We start from the raw sequence: 15,432 nt of genomic DNA on the forward strand, positions 1-15,432 counted from the left end.
CATTAAGCCTCTTTCTGGTTTGGTGTTTTGCATAAGCGGTCAAGAATAATGGCAACCAAAACAATGGCGAGGCCAGCTTCAAAACCTTGTGAAATATTCACCGTGTTAAGTGCACGTACCACAGGTTTACCCAGTCCGTCGGCTCCAACCAATGCCGCGATCACCACCATTGATAGTGACAACATAATGCATTGAGTTACGCCCGCCATAATGCTTGGCATCGCCGCCGGAAGCTCAACTTTGAATAGCAACTTTCTACGGCTAGCACCAAACGCTTTGCCCGCTTCGATCAGCTCTTCCGGTACTTTGGTCATTCCTAAGTAAGTAAGACGAATTGGCGCTGCAATCGCAAATATGATGGTTGAAATTAACCCCGGTACGATACCTAAACCAAACAAGACTAAGGTCGGGATAAGGTAAACAAAGGTTGGCACGGTTTGCATCAAGTCGAGTATTGGTCTCAACAAGGTATATAACCACGCGCGGTGCGCTGCCATGATCCCTAGAGGTACGCCAATTAATACGGAAATCGTTGTCGCTGCAAATACAAGAACAAAGGTTTCCAACATCTCCTGCCAATAACCAATATTGAGAATGGTCAGCAATGCGCCAACAATAAACAGCACCAAAGGAATACTTCTATGCAAATACCAAGCAATCGCCGCCGTTAAAATAATTGGTGCGGCAGGTGGCATCCACTTAAACACATCGACAACAAAAAGAATCACAGTTTCAAGAAAGATAGAGACAGCGTCGAAAAAGCCTGCGCCATTAAGCGTCAGCCAATCCACCACGGTTTCCATCCATTCACCCACAGGGATTTTGTTGTTAGTAATAAAATTCACAATAAGACCTTTCTTTGATCGGTGAGGTGCGAATAACACCTCACCGCAATGAGATTACGCGTTTGATTTAATGTAGTTATTTACGGCTGTGGCTGCGTCACCACCTTCGAGTGTTTTCAGCCCCTCAAGCCAAGCTTCCACTTGTTTTGGATTCTCTTTCAGCCATTTTTGCGCCGCTTTCGACGGCTTGACGTTCTGGTTTAAGATCTGTTCCATTAACTGGTTTTCCATCTCTAAGCTGAACGTTAAATTCTTAAGCAACTGGCCTACGTTCTGGCACTCCGCAAGGTAACCTTGACGTACGTTTGTGTAGACATTAGCCCCACCGTAATTTGGACCGAAGAAGTCATCGCCACCGGCTAAGTATTCCATTTCAACATTGCTGTTCATTGGGTGTGGAGCCCAACCAAGGTATACGATCCATTGGTTGCGACGCACCGCTCGTGATACCTGTGAAACCATACCCGCTTCACTAGACTCAACGAGGTTAAAATCTTTAAGACCAAACGCATCACTATCTATCATAGATTGGATCAAGCGGTTACCATCATTGCCCGGTTCAATGCCATAGATACGGTCTTTAAAATTGTCGGCATACTTGGCAAGGTCGGCAAAATCTTTTACACCTGCGTCATAGACAAACTTTGGTACAGCAAGCGTATATTTTGCACCTTCAAGGTTGGCGCGTACGGTTTCGACGGTGCCTGCTTCTCGGTATTTAGCGATGTCCCCTTCCATCGTTGGCATCCAGTTGCCAAGGAAGATATCGATATCACCGTTTGCCATTGAAGAATAAGTCACTGGTACTGAAAGTAAGTCAGTTTTGGTTTTATAACCCATACCTTTGAGCAACTCGCTAGTCACTGCCGTCGTTGCCGTAATGTCGGTCCAACCAACATCGGCAAAACGAACGGTTTCACACTGGTTCGCATAAGCATTAAAAGCGAATGTACTGACTGCGAGGGTAGTCATTGTTTTTGTCATCATAGACATAGTAATTTCCTTGTAATGATTGCTGACTAATTTACTTGGCTGTTTCGACAGCCCTTTTTGGAGTTTTCATTCTTTGGTGTTGCTGCCAACCTGGTGCAATCCAGATGGGCTGCTGCTGTTCTTTTAATAGACGTTTACCTAAGATCATGTCTGCGGCACGTTCTGCAACCATAATGGTTGGCGCATTAAGGTTGCCATTAGGGATGGTGGGGAAAACAGACGAATCGACCACGCGCAACGATTCGATACCGCGCACTCGACACTGCTCATCGAGTACCGCCATTGGATCGTTATCTGCGCCCATTTTGCAGCTACACGATGGATGGTACGCACTTTCGACATTACTCTTCACCCAAGCATCAATATCGTCGTCTGACGTAATCTCACCACCGGGTTGAATCTCTTCTCCACGATATTTGTCTAACGCAGGCTGTTCGAGAATTTCGCGAGTTAAACGAATACAGTCACGCCAATCTTGCTTATCTTGTTCGGTTGAAATGTAATTGAACTCAATTTGAGGGTGCACGTGCGGATCGGCCGAAACAATTTGCACACTGCCACGACTCTCGGGTTTATTTGGCCCAACATGCACTTGAAAACCATGGCCATCAAAAGCAGTACGGCCATCGTAGCGCATCGCAGCTGGTAAGAAGTGATACTGAATATTTGGCCACTTCAGCCCTGGACGAGAACGAATAAAGCCACACGATTCAAAATGGTTGGTTGCCCCAAGTCCTTTGCGTGTCAAAATCCATTCGGTACCAATTTTAGCTTTGCTGACAAGACCCAACTTGCTGTTGAGGCTGATGGGCTCTTTACAGTGATATTGAAAATACACTTCGAGGTGATCTTGCAGATTCTGACCGACACCAGGCAGATCAAGCACGGTTTCAACGCCCGCTTGATCAAGTACCGCTTTAGGGCCAATACCTGATAGCTGAAGCAGTTGCGGCGAACCAATCGAGCCGGCGCTCGAAATAACCTCTTTTGACGCCGAAACGCGTTGCACTTTGCCCGACTTTTCGAACTCAAGACCTGTGGCCTTATTGCCTTCAATAAGGAACTTACGCGCCACAACGCCTTTAATTAGCGTTAAGTTTGAACGTTTCAGAGCACGCCTTAAGTAAGCGTTAGAGGTAGAAGCACGCACGCCTTTATCTACCGTCATGTGCATCGCACCAAACCCTTCTTGCTGATAACCGTTATAGTCATCTGTTTCTGGGTAGCCTGCCTCAACGCCTGCATCAATGAACGCGCGATAAAGTGGATTGAGCTGCATATCATTGCCAGCACATGTTCCTAGTGGCCCGGCGCCACCACGGTAGTCATCTTCACCACCAATCCAAGACTCGGCGCGTTTAAAATAAGGTAAACACGCTTGGTAGTTCCAACCATTTGCCCCTTGTTGTTGCCATTCATCGAAATCGCACGCATGGCCACGAACGTAGACCATGCCATTGATCGATGAACTGCCGCCGAGCACTTTTCCACGCGGACAATGAAGCTGGCGTCCGTCTAAACCTTGTTCCTGCGTGGTCTCAAATTGCCACGCATAACGGTCACTGTTCATCGGATATGAAAGCGCTGTCGGCATTTGAATAAAGATGCTTTTATCGGTGCCACCTGCCTCAAGTAATAGCACTTGATGCTGACCACTTTCGGTTAAGCGATCCGCCAATACACAGCCAGCCGATCCCGCACCGACGATAATATAATCGTAGTGTTGTTGCATTGTGTCTCTCCGAATTATGTCGCTAGGCGTAAGGGCTTTCGAAGCCACCCAGTTCAATTAATACACTCTTGGTTTGAGTGTAACTGCGCAGTGTCTCGGGTCCGTTCTCTCGGCCAATGCCTGAATGTTTGTAACCACCAACAGGCATTTCTGCAGGAGAGTCTCCCCAAGTATTGACCCAGCAGATCCCCGCTTGCATTTGATGAATTACTCGGTGGGCACGGCTTAAGTCTTGGGTAAATAGCCCTGCGGCAAGTCCGTAATCGGTGTCATTCGCACGAGCAATCACTTCTTCTTCATCGCTGAACTTGAGCACCGACATCACAGGACCGAAGATTTCATTTTGAACATGTGACATGCTGTCGTCGCAATCAACAAACACGGTTGGCACAACAAAGTTGCCATTTTCTAGGCCGTTTTCGGTAACTTGATAGCCACCAGTGAGCAACGTGGCACCACTTGCTTTCGCTGTCTCAATGGCGGATAACACTTTGCTAAGATGCTCTTTGGAAATGAGCGCACCGATTTGTGTCTCAAGATCCATAGGATCGCCGACCACTAGTTTTTCTGTACGAGTTTTGAGCTGGGCAACAAAGTCGTCATAAATTGATTGGTGAACAAATACGCGTGTACCATGAGTGCATACTTCACCTTGAGTGTAAAAATTGGCAACCATCGCCGCTGAAACTGCATCGTCAAGTTTGGCATCACCAAATACGATCATCGGCGATTTACCACCAAGCTCCATCGTTACCTGCTTGAGTGTTTTGGCACTATCCGCCATCACTAATTTGCCAGTGCCCGATTCGCCCGTGAACGATACTTTGGCAATATCAGGGTGCGCCGTTAGCATTTGACCAACACGATGATCGCCTTGCAGTACATTAAACACGCCATCAGGCACACCAGCTTGCTGAAACACTTCTGCCAGTTTTAATGCCGTTAATGGTGTCTCTTCTGACGGTTTGAAGATCATTGCGTTACCCGCAGCTAGCGCTGGCGCTGACTTCCACATGGCAATTTGAATTGGGTAGTTCCACGCACCAATACCAGCGCAAATGCCTAAAGCCTCACGACGAGTGTAGAAAAACTGACTGTCTCCCATCGGTTGCTGTTCACCTTGCATCGCTGGCACAAGTCCGGCGTAATATTCAATGACGTCGGCACCGGTGGCAATATCAACCTCGAGTGCTTCTTGTAAAGGCTTACCCGTATCGGCGACCTCAAGTTCCGCTAATTCATTATTACGCTCACGCAAAATCGCGACCGCTTTGAGTAAAATGCGACTGCGTTCAATGGGCGCCATCGCTGACCAAACAGCAAAGCCACGCTTTGCAGCTTCAATTGCTCGCGACATATCATCATCGCTAGCTTGGCCTATCGTTGCTAGCGGTTCACCGTTAGCTGGATTGTATGTGATAAAGCTTTGATTAGATGTGGCGTGACAAAACTGCCCATCAATAAATAGTGATTTCATATTGAGTCTGACTTTGGTTATTTTTGTGAATAAAAGATAAGCTGCTTATCGAGATAATCATTGATGATCAGTCGTGCTTTATTTGCATCTATGCCTTGTGGGTTGAGCGTGCCACGTAGCCAAATACCATCAATCAACGCTGCGATACCGTGGACGATAATCTCAGCCTGTTGTTTATCGAAGAGCGCTTTTAGTTCAATTTTGAGGTGCGAAATCAAGCGTTTTTCATTTACTCGTTGTAATCGCTTTAGTTTTTGGTCATGCACTGAATAAGACCAAAATGCTAGCCATGTCTTGGCGACTTTATTCTCGGCTTGGAAGCCAACAAAGTTACCTTCAACAATCGCATTAATTCGTTGTTGATGGGCATCAGCAGGAAGAGCGCGTAGCTTATCCGTCACGGTTTGAGATAACTGACGCAGTATTTCACGCATCGTTTCCTCAAGCAAACCATGTTTACCACCAAAATAATGGTTGATGATTCCCGTCGAAACCCCCGCCTCTTTGGCTATTAAAGCAATGCTTGCACAAGGCAACCCCACTCTGTCTATCACTGACATCGTCGCGTTTACCAGCTGTGGTTTTCGGATACTTGGCATCCCAACCTTAGGCATTTTTGCTACTCCTCAATTTTTAATTGAACGATTAGTTAAATATAAAATGCCTGAAAATCATTTAGAACTCAAATGATTTTTTGGAATTTGTAGCACGTTCAATACAAAACCACACCGGCAATAGCATTCAACTCTAAGTAAATACCCATCTCAGTAAAACTCTATGAAGTTAAGCTGGGAAGTCACACAACAATACAATAAAACCTTTAAAAACATTAAGATAAATAAAGTTCTATCATTTTTTAAAAGTTAAAACCCAGCCTAAAAAACCGGAGAAATATTAACACTGGTTACATAGCCACAACTAATGCCAAATAATTTACTTCGCACTCTAATTTACTCAGCAACTAAACCATTCAAATCAAAACTTAGACTTCTATTGGATTTTATTAAGGTAAAACCGAGTGCATATAGAAAAGTTGCTAAAACCACTAAGCTAGCTATTCTTATGAAATAAAATGCATTTCGTTTCGCGCGGTTAGTTCCCTAACAAAACCAGGTCGATAATATGAAACTTCCGTTTACCTCCTTCTGGGCACCAAAAAAGCACACTACTGCAACGCCAGAGCTCAAAACTGGCGTCTTGAATGTATTGTCCGAAGGTGTCTTAATTTGTGATGGTATGCAGGGTTCGCATTCCATTTTCTATGCCAACCCCGCTTTTTTGAAGTTTTATCAACACCAAGATCGCCCCGTTATCGGACATAGCCTTCATGATTTTTTCTCTTCCCGACTTACCCAACAACACCTTGATAAGCTGATTTCACTTGCCGGCAAAGGTTCGAAAGCCAATGTAGAACTTGAAGTCAAGAGCAACGCAGATACACGCTGGCTTGAAGCAACAATCGAGCCCATGCGTGACAACGAGGGGAAACTTAACTATCTGGTCATCACTCAACGTGATATCACCAACATTAAACATGCCGAGACTGCACTTAAAAAGAGTAATGATAAGTTACAAAACCTGATCGAAGAGAAAAATCACCGAACCAATGAACATGAGCAGCAGATGGGCGTGATGTTCGAACAGTCGTCTGACGCCATGATTTTGCTCAACAGCAACAACCAAATTGTGGATGCGAATGATTCGGCACTGACTTTTTTTCAAAGTGAACGTTGTGAACTTATTGGCAATACGATAGAAACCTATATTGAGCCGATGCAAGCAGACGCTATTAGTCAACAACTCAGCCAAGTGCCACTCTATCAAGAGGTTTTCTTTGATCGAGAACTCACCCTGGCCAGCCATTTGGAACAAAAGTCAATGCTTGCCGCTTGTCGATATATTTCGCTCAAGAACGAGAGGTTTATTGTTGTCACCCTCAAAGACAGTCGCTCTGAACAAAAGACAAGGCTTGAGTTAAAACGCCGTAAAAACGAGCTACTTAAAGTGGTAAGCAGTTTGAATCTCGCCACACAGGCTGGTGGAATAGGGATTTGGAGTTGGGACTTTGCAACCAACAAGTTGATCTGGGACGAGCGTATGTATGAAATGTATGATGTCGACCCAAACATATGTAACAACACATACTCGATGTGGCGTGAACGAGTTCACCCAGATGATCTGTTTGATTCTGAGCAAGCACTTCTTCTTGCTCGAGAGGGCCTTCGTCAATTCAATGCCGAATTTCGAATCGTCATTCCTAGTGGTGAAACTCGCTGGATCAAAGCCGCAGCGCACGTTGTGTTTGCATCTGATGGTCAAACACCCACGGGCATGAGTGGTGTCAACATCGACATATCTAAAGAAAAACAATCTCAGCTGTACCTTAAAAAAGAGAGTGAAGCTGCACAAGCCGCCAGTGAAGCCAAATCGATGTTTTTAGCCAATATGAGCCATGAGATCCGTACCCCAATGAATGGGGTCATCGGCATGATCGGGGTATTGTCTGAGACAGAGCTAAGGCCTGAACAACGAACCATGGTGTCAACAATTGAACAATCGGCCATTACTCTATTGCACATCATCAATGATATTCTGGATTTCTCTAAGATAGAAGCAGGTCGAATGTCACTTGAAAGTAGACCTGTTGAACTACTGGAGCTTCTCGAGCGAACCTTAGATGTGCTTAGTTTACAAGCTCAAAATAAAGGCAATAATTTATTCCTAACTTATGATAGTCAACTGCCTCATACCATCATGAGTGATAGTGTTCGTTTGAGTCAAATAATGCTCAATTTGGTCGGAAATGCCGTCAAATTTACTCAGAGCGTAAATGGTATAAAGGGTAAAATATGGGTATCTGCGTCACTTGGGCATAATGGAGTAGCGCCCTGCATTGACCTCATCGTTGAAGACAATGGTATCGGAATTTCAGAAGAGCAAAAGGGGCGCTTGTTTAATGCATTTACTCAAGCAGACCCAACAACTACACGGCTATACGGTGGAACGGGCTTAGGGCTATCTATCACTCATTCATTACTTGAGATGATGGGAGGAACCATTCAGGTAGAAAGCCAGCAAGGTATTGGAAGCCGTTTTTCACTAGAATTACCTTTTATCCAAGTGGAATCGCCCCCACAAGACAGTACCTACCACTTGATTGATGGTAGCCGAGTGTTAATCATTACCAAGAATCAAGACGTAGCAACATTTTGTGAAATTAACTTGTCTAATTGCAACTGTAAAATACATACCATCCCTACGCTAAAAAACGCGATTACCGTATTGAATCAGGCAAAACAAGCTGGGGTAAGAATCGATCTATTGATTATCGGCCCAGACTATTACAATTTTTTTGATAACAGTCAGCTAAATGATGAAGATACCGCGACGTTGGCCTCGTTTGACATTATTACCCTTTCTGCACATAACAAGGCAAAAACCTGTTTATCTCGGCCCAACCTATACACGATGCCATCTAACCCATTTAAACCGAGTGAATTAATGCGAGCGATCAGAGCATTGAAATCCCCTGGAAACGATGCTTATGCCAGTAATCAAGGGGTTAGAATGGCCAAGCCAAATTACCAAGCAAGCAACATTCGTATTCTGGTGGTTGATGACCAACCGACCAATCGTGATGTATTCCAACGCCAACTCAATTATCTTGGCTTTCAATGTGATATCGCGTCAAATGGTCAACAAGCTCTCGACATTTGGCGCGCCCACCAGTTTGATTTACTGCTAGTCGATTGTCATATGCCAGTGATGGATGGCTATGAACTCACCCGTCAAATCCGAACAATCGAGCGCAACGAACACTTCCACAGCCGTACCCCCATTATTGCGATTACGGCAGACGTGACCGTTGACGCAGCGAAACAGTGCATCGACAGTGGAATGGACGACTATCTCGCCAAGCCCGTTGAATTGAGCCAATTAAACCAATCACTAATGACTTGGTTAGAAATCTCAATGCCTGCACCTAGCGCTGAACAGCCAAACGCAGTGAAGAGTGAAAGTGATTCACCCATATCGATGGGGGCGTTACAAGATATCCTTGGTACAACGGAGCACGCCGTTATCGCACCATTATTACAAGATTACTGGTCATCGGTGGTTGATGACTTACGTAAAGCAGAATCGGCGCTAGATAACCAAGAACTAAACCAGTTACAACATCTCGCCCACGCCGCCAAAGGCGCGGCTCGTTCTGCCGGTGCACAGACAATCGCTGACACGTTTGAAACACTGCAACATAATGCCACTACCAAAGATTGGAACACGCTTAACAAAACGATAAAACGCTGCCGACAAGATGTCGATGCGCTTGGAATGCTCTTGATTGAGCTTAACATCATTGAACCAACAGAGGCATAAACATGGCTGATTTCGATCCTACGAACTTCACGCTATTGGTGGTCGAAGACCACGCATTTTCTCGTAAAGCATTAATCAATATGTTAGTAAAAAATGGTTATGAAAACCTATTGAGTGCCAGTAATGGTGAAAAAGCGTTGGACAAACTCAACCATAATCAAATTGACCTGATTATTACTGATATTAATATGCCAAACATCAATGGGTTAGAGCTAATAAAAATGGTTCGTGAGGGCAAAACGTCTGTCGCTAAAGACACCAGTATTATCGCGGTCACAACCTTGTCAGATACACCCACCATTTCCGCATGCATGACTTTAGAGGTTGACTCATTTTTAGTAAAACCGATTACCGTCAGTAGTGCTCAACAACAAATAAAAAATGCGGTGTCTGAGCCTAAGTGCCTCTATCAACAGCATCTCTATCATAGTGTCTCTACCGCCGTTACCTTTGAACAAGTAAATAGCAAACCCGATTCTACCTCTCCACGTATATCGGAAGTGTCATCCCATATAGTAAAAATAGAGAAGTTATCGGAATTAAAAGAAGGGATGGTGCTTTTAGAAGATATCCATGTTATTTCTGGTGGCAGCTTAGTCAAGGCTGGCACAACACTCAATGCTAAGCTCTTGCGCCGACTGTTTGAATTGGGCAATGTGATTGAAATTAATCCCATCTGCGCCCGTGTAGATCAAGCGCAGATGGTGACTTAACTATGGTTGTTTATCAAAAACCTTTACCCCTTTAGGAACCTCATACCAGTCTTGTTTTTCGCTGACCCAAACATGCACCGTTGGTTCGAATACCTTATGATCGTCAGGGCTGCTGGATTTTAACTTTAACTTCAGTGTTGACGGATCGTCTGGATTAAAATGGTAAACACGATTGCCACAGTCTGGGCAAAACATAGCGTAGTTTTTATTGCCGCTGTCAGCTATACGTCGCCACTCTTTGAGTTCACCTGTAATTTCAATGTCTTCATTGCTCACAACAGCGGTCACGCTAAAAGGCGCCGTAGATAACTTCTGACACTCAATGCAATGGCATGCAATCACCATCTTGGGCGTTTGATTAAGCGTGTAAGTAACATTGCCACACTGACAGGCACCTTGTACTGGATAACTCATTAATGGTTCCTCCTGAACATCAAATAATGCGATCACTAAAGAAATATAAAAAAACAACACTTTAGCGAAATAAATAGCCACAAATTACTCTGCAAGCGAAATTAAATCCATCAATAATCTGCCTGTATTGTAAACCTCCCCTAAACTAGTGGCATACCATTTTAGAGTTCTTCGGCTTAGACTGAGCATAGAAGGAGAACTCGCGATGAAAAAATCACGTTACTCAGAAACACAAATCGTCAAAATCTTAAAAGAAGTGGAAGTTGGTCGTAAGGTCAATGAAGTGTGCCGTGAATACGGCATTTCAGATGCCACCTACTACAACTGGAAAGCCAAATACGGTGGGATGGAAGCCTCTGAAGTCAAACGCCTTAAAGACTTAGAAGAGGAGAATCGTCGCTTGAAAGCCATGTTTGCTGAGTTGAGCTTAGAGCATCGAATTCTCAAAGACATCGTAGAAAAAAAGCTGTAAAGCCAGCGATAAGACGAGAACTGGTTGAGTATGCCAGACAACGGCACAATGCCAGTTTACGTCTTGCTTGTCGCGCAGTTGGCATTAGTGATTCTGTTTATCGATACCAGCCTAAAGCGAATAACGATCATGAAGTGATTGTTGAACTGCAAAAAGCGGTTGAGCGTTATCCAGCCTACGGTTTTAGCAAGTTGCTCAAAATACTTCGTCGGTGGGGACATGGCTGGAATCATAAACGGATATATCGGATTTACTGCGAACTCAAACTCAATAAGCGTCGTAAAGGGAAAAAACGCTTACCAACTCGTTCGCCTGAGCCGCTTAATGTGCCAATGGTAGCTAACCAGTGTTGGTCGATTGACTTTATGAGTGACAGCTTACAGTGCGGACGTCGATTTAGAACCTTCAACGTAGTAGATGACTTCAATCGTGAAGCACTCGCTATCGAAGTGGATTTAAGCCTCCCTGCGCAACGAGTGGTTCGAGTGCTTGAACGAATCATTGCATGGCGAGGTTATCCAGAAAAGTTGCGAATGGATAATGGCCCAGAGTTCATCTCTGTAACGCTGGCGACTTGGGCTGAGGAGCATGATATCAAGCTGGAATTTATCCAACCAGGCAAACCGACTCAGAACTCCTATGTCGAACGATTTAACCGTACGTATCGCACAGAGATCCTCGATATGTATGTGTTCAGAACCTTGAATGACGTGCGTGAGCTAACAGAAAACTGGATACGAGAATACAACGAAGAACGTCCCCATGATGCCCTCAACGATCTGACACCATGGGAATATTTAATGAAGAATGAACAAGCCGAAACCTCTCATTATGGGCGCAACTAATTAGGGGAGGTTTACAGTATCTTGAACCGTTGATAACCAACGTACAATAGAATCAATATAAACAACTTAACTACGGATCAATAGCGTTAGTTTGATATGACATGCATTTCTCACGCTACACCGACTGACAAGAGCTTGATGATGATTTTGGTTCAACCGTTAACAAATTAAGCATCACGGTTGCAATAACAATCGCGATAATAATAGAAACCAAACGCATGAGCTCTGCATTCAAAGGCTGACTACCTTGATAGGAGAGTATTTGATTCACTAATACAATAAAATTTGTAAATAACAATTGGTAGATACTCAAACGACACTGTCGACGAATGGCATAACACGCCAGTTGCAGGCCCAAAAAGCACGTAACACCTAATATTGCCCACATGGGTAATCCGAACCAATGCAATAACATGATCGGAATAGTCATCAATATACCTACCGTCGTGGCAATCAAGCGGTTGTTGCGAAAGATTCGTTGGTCACGTGAAACAGGAATTTTGATCATACTGCCTACCGTAATCGCAATCAGTAATGTTTGCGGGCTACCCGTGCCAATCAATGCGAACAGAGCAAGCAACAACGCCGTCGTTTTGAAGGCAATGATGCCAAGATGGATTTCGGCACCTGCCATGTCTTGCTCATCGGGTAAAATATCTTTCTGATCACCAGGAAAAAGTAGAAAACTCACGTATGTCACAACTAAGGCCGTCAAGAAGGTATTGAGCATCACCAATGGTAAATTAGCAATCGAAGTATCAAATTGCAGATTCACTACACTCGTAATAATCACAAATAACAGAGCAAAAGTTGCAAGCATGTCTTTTGGATCTTTATGACTACGGTAAAAGCTCCAAAAAAGAATCAACCAACAGAACAAAACAAAACCTGTTAGCGAGTCAACTAACAATTCTCCTATCGCAATAACCCCAAAACTCACCACAAAAATCACAGCGAGCAACTTGAGCATCATATCCAGCGGCGGCCGTGATGGCATGATGGTGAGAAAAATCACCACAAACATTGGGGCCAACACTGGAAAAAAGGCCCCTTGAGAAATTAAATAAAACAGCAGTAAGGTTGGGGCAAACACCAACCGAATGACTGGGTTTGCCGCACTACGAAACATAAGTCCAAATACTCAAAATTCTCATCCAAAGACTCGCTAACCACTGACCCACCGTACTTTGCTCGGTGTAAAAGGCCACCGTTGCTTGTGAACCATAGCGAATATTGGTCAGCTCTTCAGGGTTATCAAAGATAATGTTGATTGGATAACGTTGCGGGGTAAAACTGCTGGTTTTTGCATTCAAGAAGCCAGTCGTTGGATCGATATCATTGCTGCCACCAGTGCCCCAACCGATGCTATCAACCTGACCACTTAGCACTCGTCCTGGTAATGCATCAAGAACAATTTTCACCACTTGTCCTGGACGGATATGTTCGATGGAGTTTTCACGCGCCAGTGCCGAGATCCAGACGCTTCGAGGGTCAATAAAAGTTAATAATGGCGCACCCGCAGTGGCCGTTTGACCAACCGTAAGCTGCATATTCGTTACAACCCCCCGAGACGGTGCCAGCACTTGCGTTCTTAACAAATCGAGTTGCGCTTTCTCTAAGCTTGCCATCGCGGCAAGTATTTGCGGATTGTTGCTGCCAGTCGGTCCTAAGTTTTGCTCTGCTTGAACTAACGAGGCTTGCGCCGCTTCAAGACCTGCCTGAGCACGATTTTTTGCTTCAATCGCGTTATCCAGATCTGCTTGGCTCAACACACCGCGCGAGGCAAGTTCGGCCGTTCGATTGGCTTGTTCTCTTGCATTATCACGCGCAGCGAGAGCATCGACGACTTTAGCTTGAGCCACCTCCACCGCTGCCGTACTTGCCCCTATATTTTGTCCGGCAATGGCAAGATTGGCTTGCGCTCCCTTTAACGCGACTTGGTAGTTGCGAGGGTCGATTGTCAGCAATACCTGACCCGCCTCAACGATTTGATTGTCTTCGACATTGACATCGACAATATTTCCAGAGACTTCTGGCGCCACTCTGACTAAGTAAGTGTGTACTTGAGCATCACTAGTAATTGGTGTGACACGATCTGACCATAGGCTATAAAGCCAAATAACCAAAACAGCAGTAATGATGTAAAGACTGAGCTTGCGTGAGGATTTTTCTGCAACAGACATAAGAGCTTGATGAAATTAACGAAATAGATGGATTAATTATAAGTCATTCGCTCTTTGAAACCATAGAGCTATATAACATTTTTCGCCCCTATATTTGCAATGCCAGATATACACATTGGTCTTTTGTTTATATAACAGCCATTTCAAACAGAGTGTTTGTTCGTGTTTTACCTTTACGCCTGATAACGTATCAGTTGCAGAGTGAGTTGTTGCTTATCAATTATTTAAAGCAAGGCACTTTGTGTACCGCTTTTTTACAATTTTGCCCGTGCCCCCCCCAAGCCGGGCTTTTTTTTACTCTCTTTATAATTAGGAGCTGATTCCAATATCCTTCAAGTCATATCACCATTAATAAACACGGCGTTTCATTTCAATTAAATGTCAATCTTGTCAATATCAAATCAGCTTTACACAACGCAAAATATTTTAGTTGCTGGCCCAAGGTCGATTGACGCTTCAGCATAAGAATATGATGGAAAGCATACCCACTTAAGAATATAGAAATGAACTGACAGCCCCATATTCGTTCTGTTAGGAGAAAATTAATGGCAATACCTAGAGATACCAAAGCGAAATTTATAGAAAAGTCACGACATCGATGGGGCGACCGATTTGGCTATGATCAGGTTCACTATGTCAATAGTCGAACTCCGGTACTATTGTTTTGTAAAGAACACCAAACGTATTTCCCGCAAACCCCAAAAGCTCATTTCATGGCTAAGCATGCGTGTTGCCCTATATGTTATGAAGAACTTGCAGGAACATTTCAAAATGCATGGCGTCAACAACAAAAAAATGATGTTTGCGGTCAAAGATTCCGAGGGCTTATGCATCAAGTGTTTGCAGAATGAGGATTTATCTACCTTGACCATAAAAACAATTAGGCACGCTTTAATAGCGTGCCTAATATTGATTTTCTAGTTGTACATTACGCTCTTAAATCATAAATGAACACATCTATCAATGTATAACCACGCAACTGAATATAGATCTATTAACGTTTGTTTTGCTCTGTGACCGTACCTACAAAAGCACCTGTTCCTTCTTTAACTAAGTGTTTTATGTTGGTCATTATTTTTTCCACTATCATATGATTAACTCCTTGATTTTGATATTTTGGAGCAACAATGACATCTTGAATACAAAAGTATAATGCACCATCTCCAACAACACGTCCTATACCGATCACTTCATTGTCAACTAATGCACAAACTGAAATCAAAGAATTATTCAACGCTAAACTTGCACGACAGTTATCAATGACTTTCCAACCAATTAACTTCCTCAATTCATTATATTGATTGACAGTAGGCACTCTCACCTGAACTCTGATCTTAATATTACTCATACCATTATCACCATAAAATTGCTTCAACAACTA

The 15,432-nt window shown here is 43.9% G+C and carries 13 protein-coding genes; 4 read left to right on the plus strand and 9 right to left on the minus strand.

The window, feature by feature from the left end; translation table 11 throughout:
• Positions 1-2 precede the first annotated feature (2 nt).
• From choW to betI, 5 genes are read right to left on the minus strand one after another with little or no spacing between them, the layout of a single operon-like run.
• Entirely contained in the window at positions 3-845 is an 843-nt protein-coding gene (gene choW, locus ViNHUV68_RS19830) for a choline ABC transporter permease subunit (protein WP_038176764.1), read from the minus strand.
• Positions 846-899: 54 nt separating this feature from the next.
• The gene (locus ViNHUV68_RS19835) at positions 900-1,838 is read right to left on the minus strand and encodes a choline ABC transporter substrate-binding protein (protein WP_391090888.1); all 939 of its coding nucleotides are present in this window, start codon (positions 1,836-1,838) and stop codon (positions 900-902) included.
• Positions 1,839-1,869: 31 nt separating this feature from the next.
• Positions 1,870-3,570: a choline dehydrogenase gene (gene betA, locus ViNHUV68_RS19840; protein WP_391090890.1), complete on the minus strand. Its 1,701-nt coding sequence runs from the start codon at positions 3,568-3,570 to the stop codon at positions 1,870-1,872.
• Positions 3,571-3,592: 22 nt separating this feature from the next.
• Entirely contained in the window at positions 3,593-5,047 is a 1,455-nt protein-coding gene (gene betB, locus ViNHUV68_RS19845) for a betaine-aldehyde dehydrogenase (RefSeq protein WP_038176768.1), read from the minus strand.
• Between the two features lie 17 nt (positions 5,048-5,064).
• Positions 5,065-5,661, minus strand: a complete 597-nt coding sequence (gene betI, locus ViNHUV68_RS19850) for a transcriptional regulator BetI (protein WP_391090892.1) — start codon at positions 5,659-5,661, stop codon at positions 5,065-5,067.
• A gap of 508 nt (positions 5,662-6,169) precedes the next feature.
• Between betI and ViNHUV68_RS19855 the strand changes: the two genes are divergently transcribed.
• A complete protein-coding gene (locus ViNHUV68_RS19855; RefSeq protein ID WP_391090894.1) occupies positions 6,170-9,424 on the plus strand; it encodes a response regulator in 3,255 nt (1,084 codons plus the stop codon).
• A gap of 2 nt (positions 9,425-9,426) precedes the next feature.
• Entirely contained in the window at positions 9,427-10,137 is a 711-nt protein-coding gene (locus ViNHUV68_RS19860) for a response regulator (RefSeq protein ID WP_391090896.1), read from the plus strand.
• Here ViNHUV68_RS19860 and ViNHUV68_RS19865 read toward each other — a convergent pair whose 3' ends face one another.
• Entirely contained in the window at positions 10,138-10,551 is a 414-nt protein-coding gene (locus ViNHUV68_RS19865; protein WP_391090898.1) for a GFA family protein, read from the minus strand.
• A 205-nt stretch (positions 10,552-10,756) separates the two neighbouring features.
• Here ViNHUV68_RS19865 and ViNHUV68_RS19870 point away from each other — a divergent pair.
• Positions 10,757-11,868, plus strand: a protein-coding gene (locus ViNHUV68_RS19870) for an IS3 family transposase (RefSeq protein ID WP_391088903.1) whose coding sequence is annotated in 2 segments (ribosomal slippage) — positions 10,757-11,018 and positions 11,018-11,868 — 1,113 coding nt in all. Because the reading frame shifts where the segments join, the coding sequence is not laid out codon by codon here.
• 115 nt (positions 11,869-11,983) lie between these two features.
• Here the strand turns inward: ViNHUV68_RS19870 and ViNHUV68_RS19875 are convergent.
• Entirely contained in the window at positions 11,984-12,997 is a 1,014-nt protein-coding gene (locus ViNHUV68_RS19875; protein WP_391090900.1) for a DUF2955 domain-containing protein, read from the minus strand.
• Positions 12,987-14,051, minus strand: coding sequence for an HlyD family secretion protein (locus tag ViNHUV68_RS19880; RefSeq protein WP_038176780.1), 1,065 nt, complete (start codon positions 14,049-14,051; stop codon positions 12,987-12,989). Before ViNHUV68_RS19880 ends, ViNHUV68_RS19875 begins: the two co-directional genes overlap by 11 nt.
• A 545-nt stretch (positions 14,052-14,596) precedes the next feature.
• Between ViNHUV68_RS19880 and ViNHUV68_RS19885 the strand changes: the two genes are divergently transcribed.
• Positions 14,597-14,902, plus strand: a complete 306-nt coding sequence (locus ViNHUV68_RS19885) for a hypothetical protein (RefSeq protein ID WP_038176781.1) — start codon at positions 14,597-14,599, stop codon at positions 14,900-14,902.
• A 143-nt stretch (positions 14,903-15,045) separates the two neighbouring features.
• Here ViNHUV68_RS19885 and ViNHUV68_RS19890 read toward each other — a convergent pair whose 3' ends face one another.
• Positions 15,046-15,399, minus strand: a complete 354-nt coding sequence (locus ViNHUV68_RS19890) for a GNAT family N-acetyltransferase (RefSeq protein WP_157631201.1) — start codon at positions 15,397-15,399, stop codon at positions 15,046-15,048.
• Between the last annotated feature and the right edge of the window lie 33 nt (positions 15,400-15,432).

Source organism: Vibrio sp. NH-UV-68 (genome assembly GCF_042940635.1).
Classification (GTDB): domain Bacteria; phylum Pseudomonadota; class Gammaproteobacteria; order Enterobacterales; family Vibrionaceae; genus Vibrio; species Vibrio pacinii.

What these genes read in the sequence shown, in the direction of transcription:
- ViNHUV68_RS19835 (WP_391090888.1), bottom strand. Translation starts at nt 1,838, where the DNA reads ATGTCTATGATGACAAAAACAATGACTACCCTCGCAGTCAGTACATTC.
- betA (WP_391090890.1), bottom strand. Translation starts at nt 3,570, where the DNA reads ATGCAACAACACTACGATTATATTATCGTCGGTGCGGGATCGGCTGGC.
- betB (WP_038176768.1), bottom strand. Translation starts at nt 5,047, where the DNA reads ATGAAATCACTATTTATTGATGGGCAGTTTTGTCACGCCACATCTAAT.
- betI (WP_391090892.1), bottom strand. Translation starts at nt 5,661, where the DNA reads ATGCCTAAGGTTGGGATGCCAAGTATCCGAAAACCACAGCTGGTAAAC.
- ViNHUV68_RS19855 (WP_391090894.1), top strand. Translation starts at nt 6,170, where the DNA reads ATGAAACTTCCGTTTACCTCCTTCTGGGCACCAAAAAAGCACACTACT.
- ViNHUV68_RS19860 (WP_391090896.1), top strand. Translation starts at nt 9,427, where the DNA reads ATGGCTGATTTCGATCCTACGAACTTCACGCTATTGGTGGTCGAAGAC.
- ViNHUV68_RS19865 (WP_391090898.1), bottom strand. Translation starts at nt 10,551, where the DNA reads ATGAGTTATCCAGTACAAGGTGCCTGTCAGTGTGGCAATGTTACTTAC.
- ViNHUV68_RS19875 (WP_391090900.1), bottom strand. Translation starts at nt 12,997, where the DNA reads ATGTTTCGTAGTGCGGCAAACCCAGTCATTCGGTTGGTGTTTGCCCCA.
- ViNHUV68_RS19880 (WP_038176780.1), bottom strand. Translation starts at nt 14,051, where the DNA reads ATGTCTGTTGCAGAAAAATCCTCACGCAAGCTCAGTCTTTACATCATT.
- ViNHUV68_RS19885 (WP_038176781.1), top strand. Translation starts at nt 14,597, where the DNA reads ATGGCAATACCTAGAGATACCAAAGCGAAATTTATAGAAAAGTCACGA.
- ViNHUV68_RS19890 (WP_157631201.1), bottom strand. Translation starts at nt 15,399, where the DNA reads ATGAGTAATATTAAGATCAGAGTTCAGGTGAGAGTGCCTACTGTCAAT.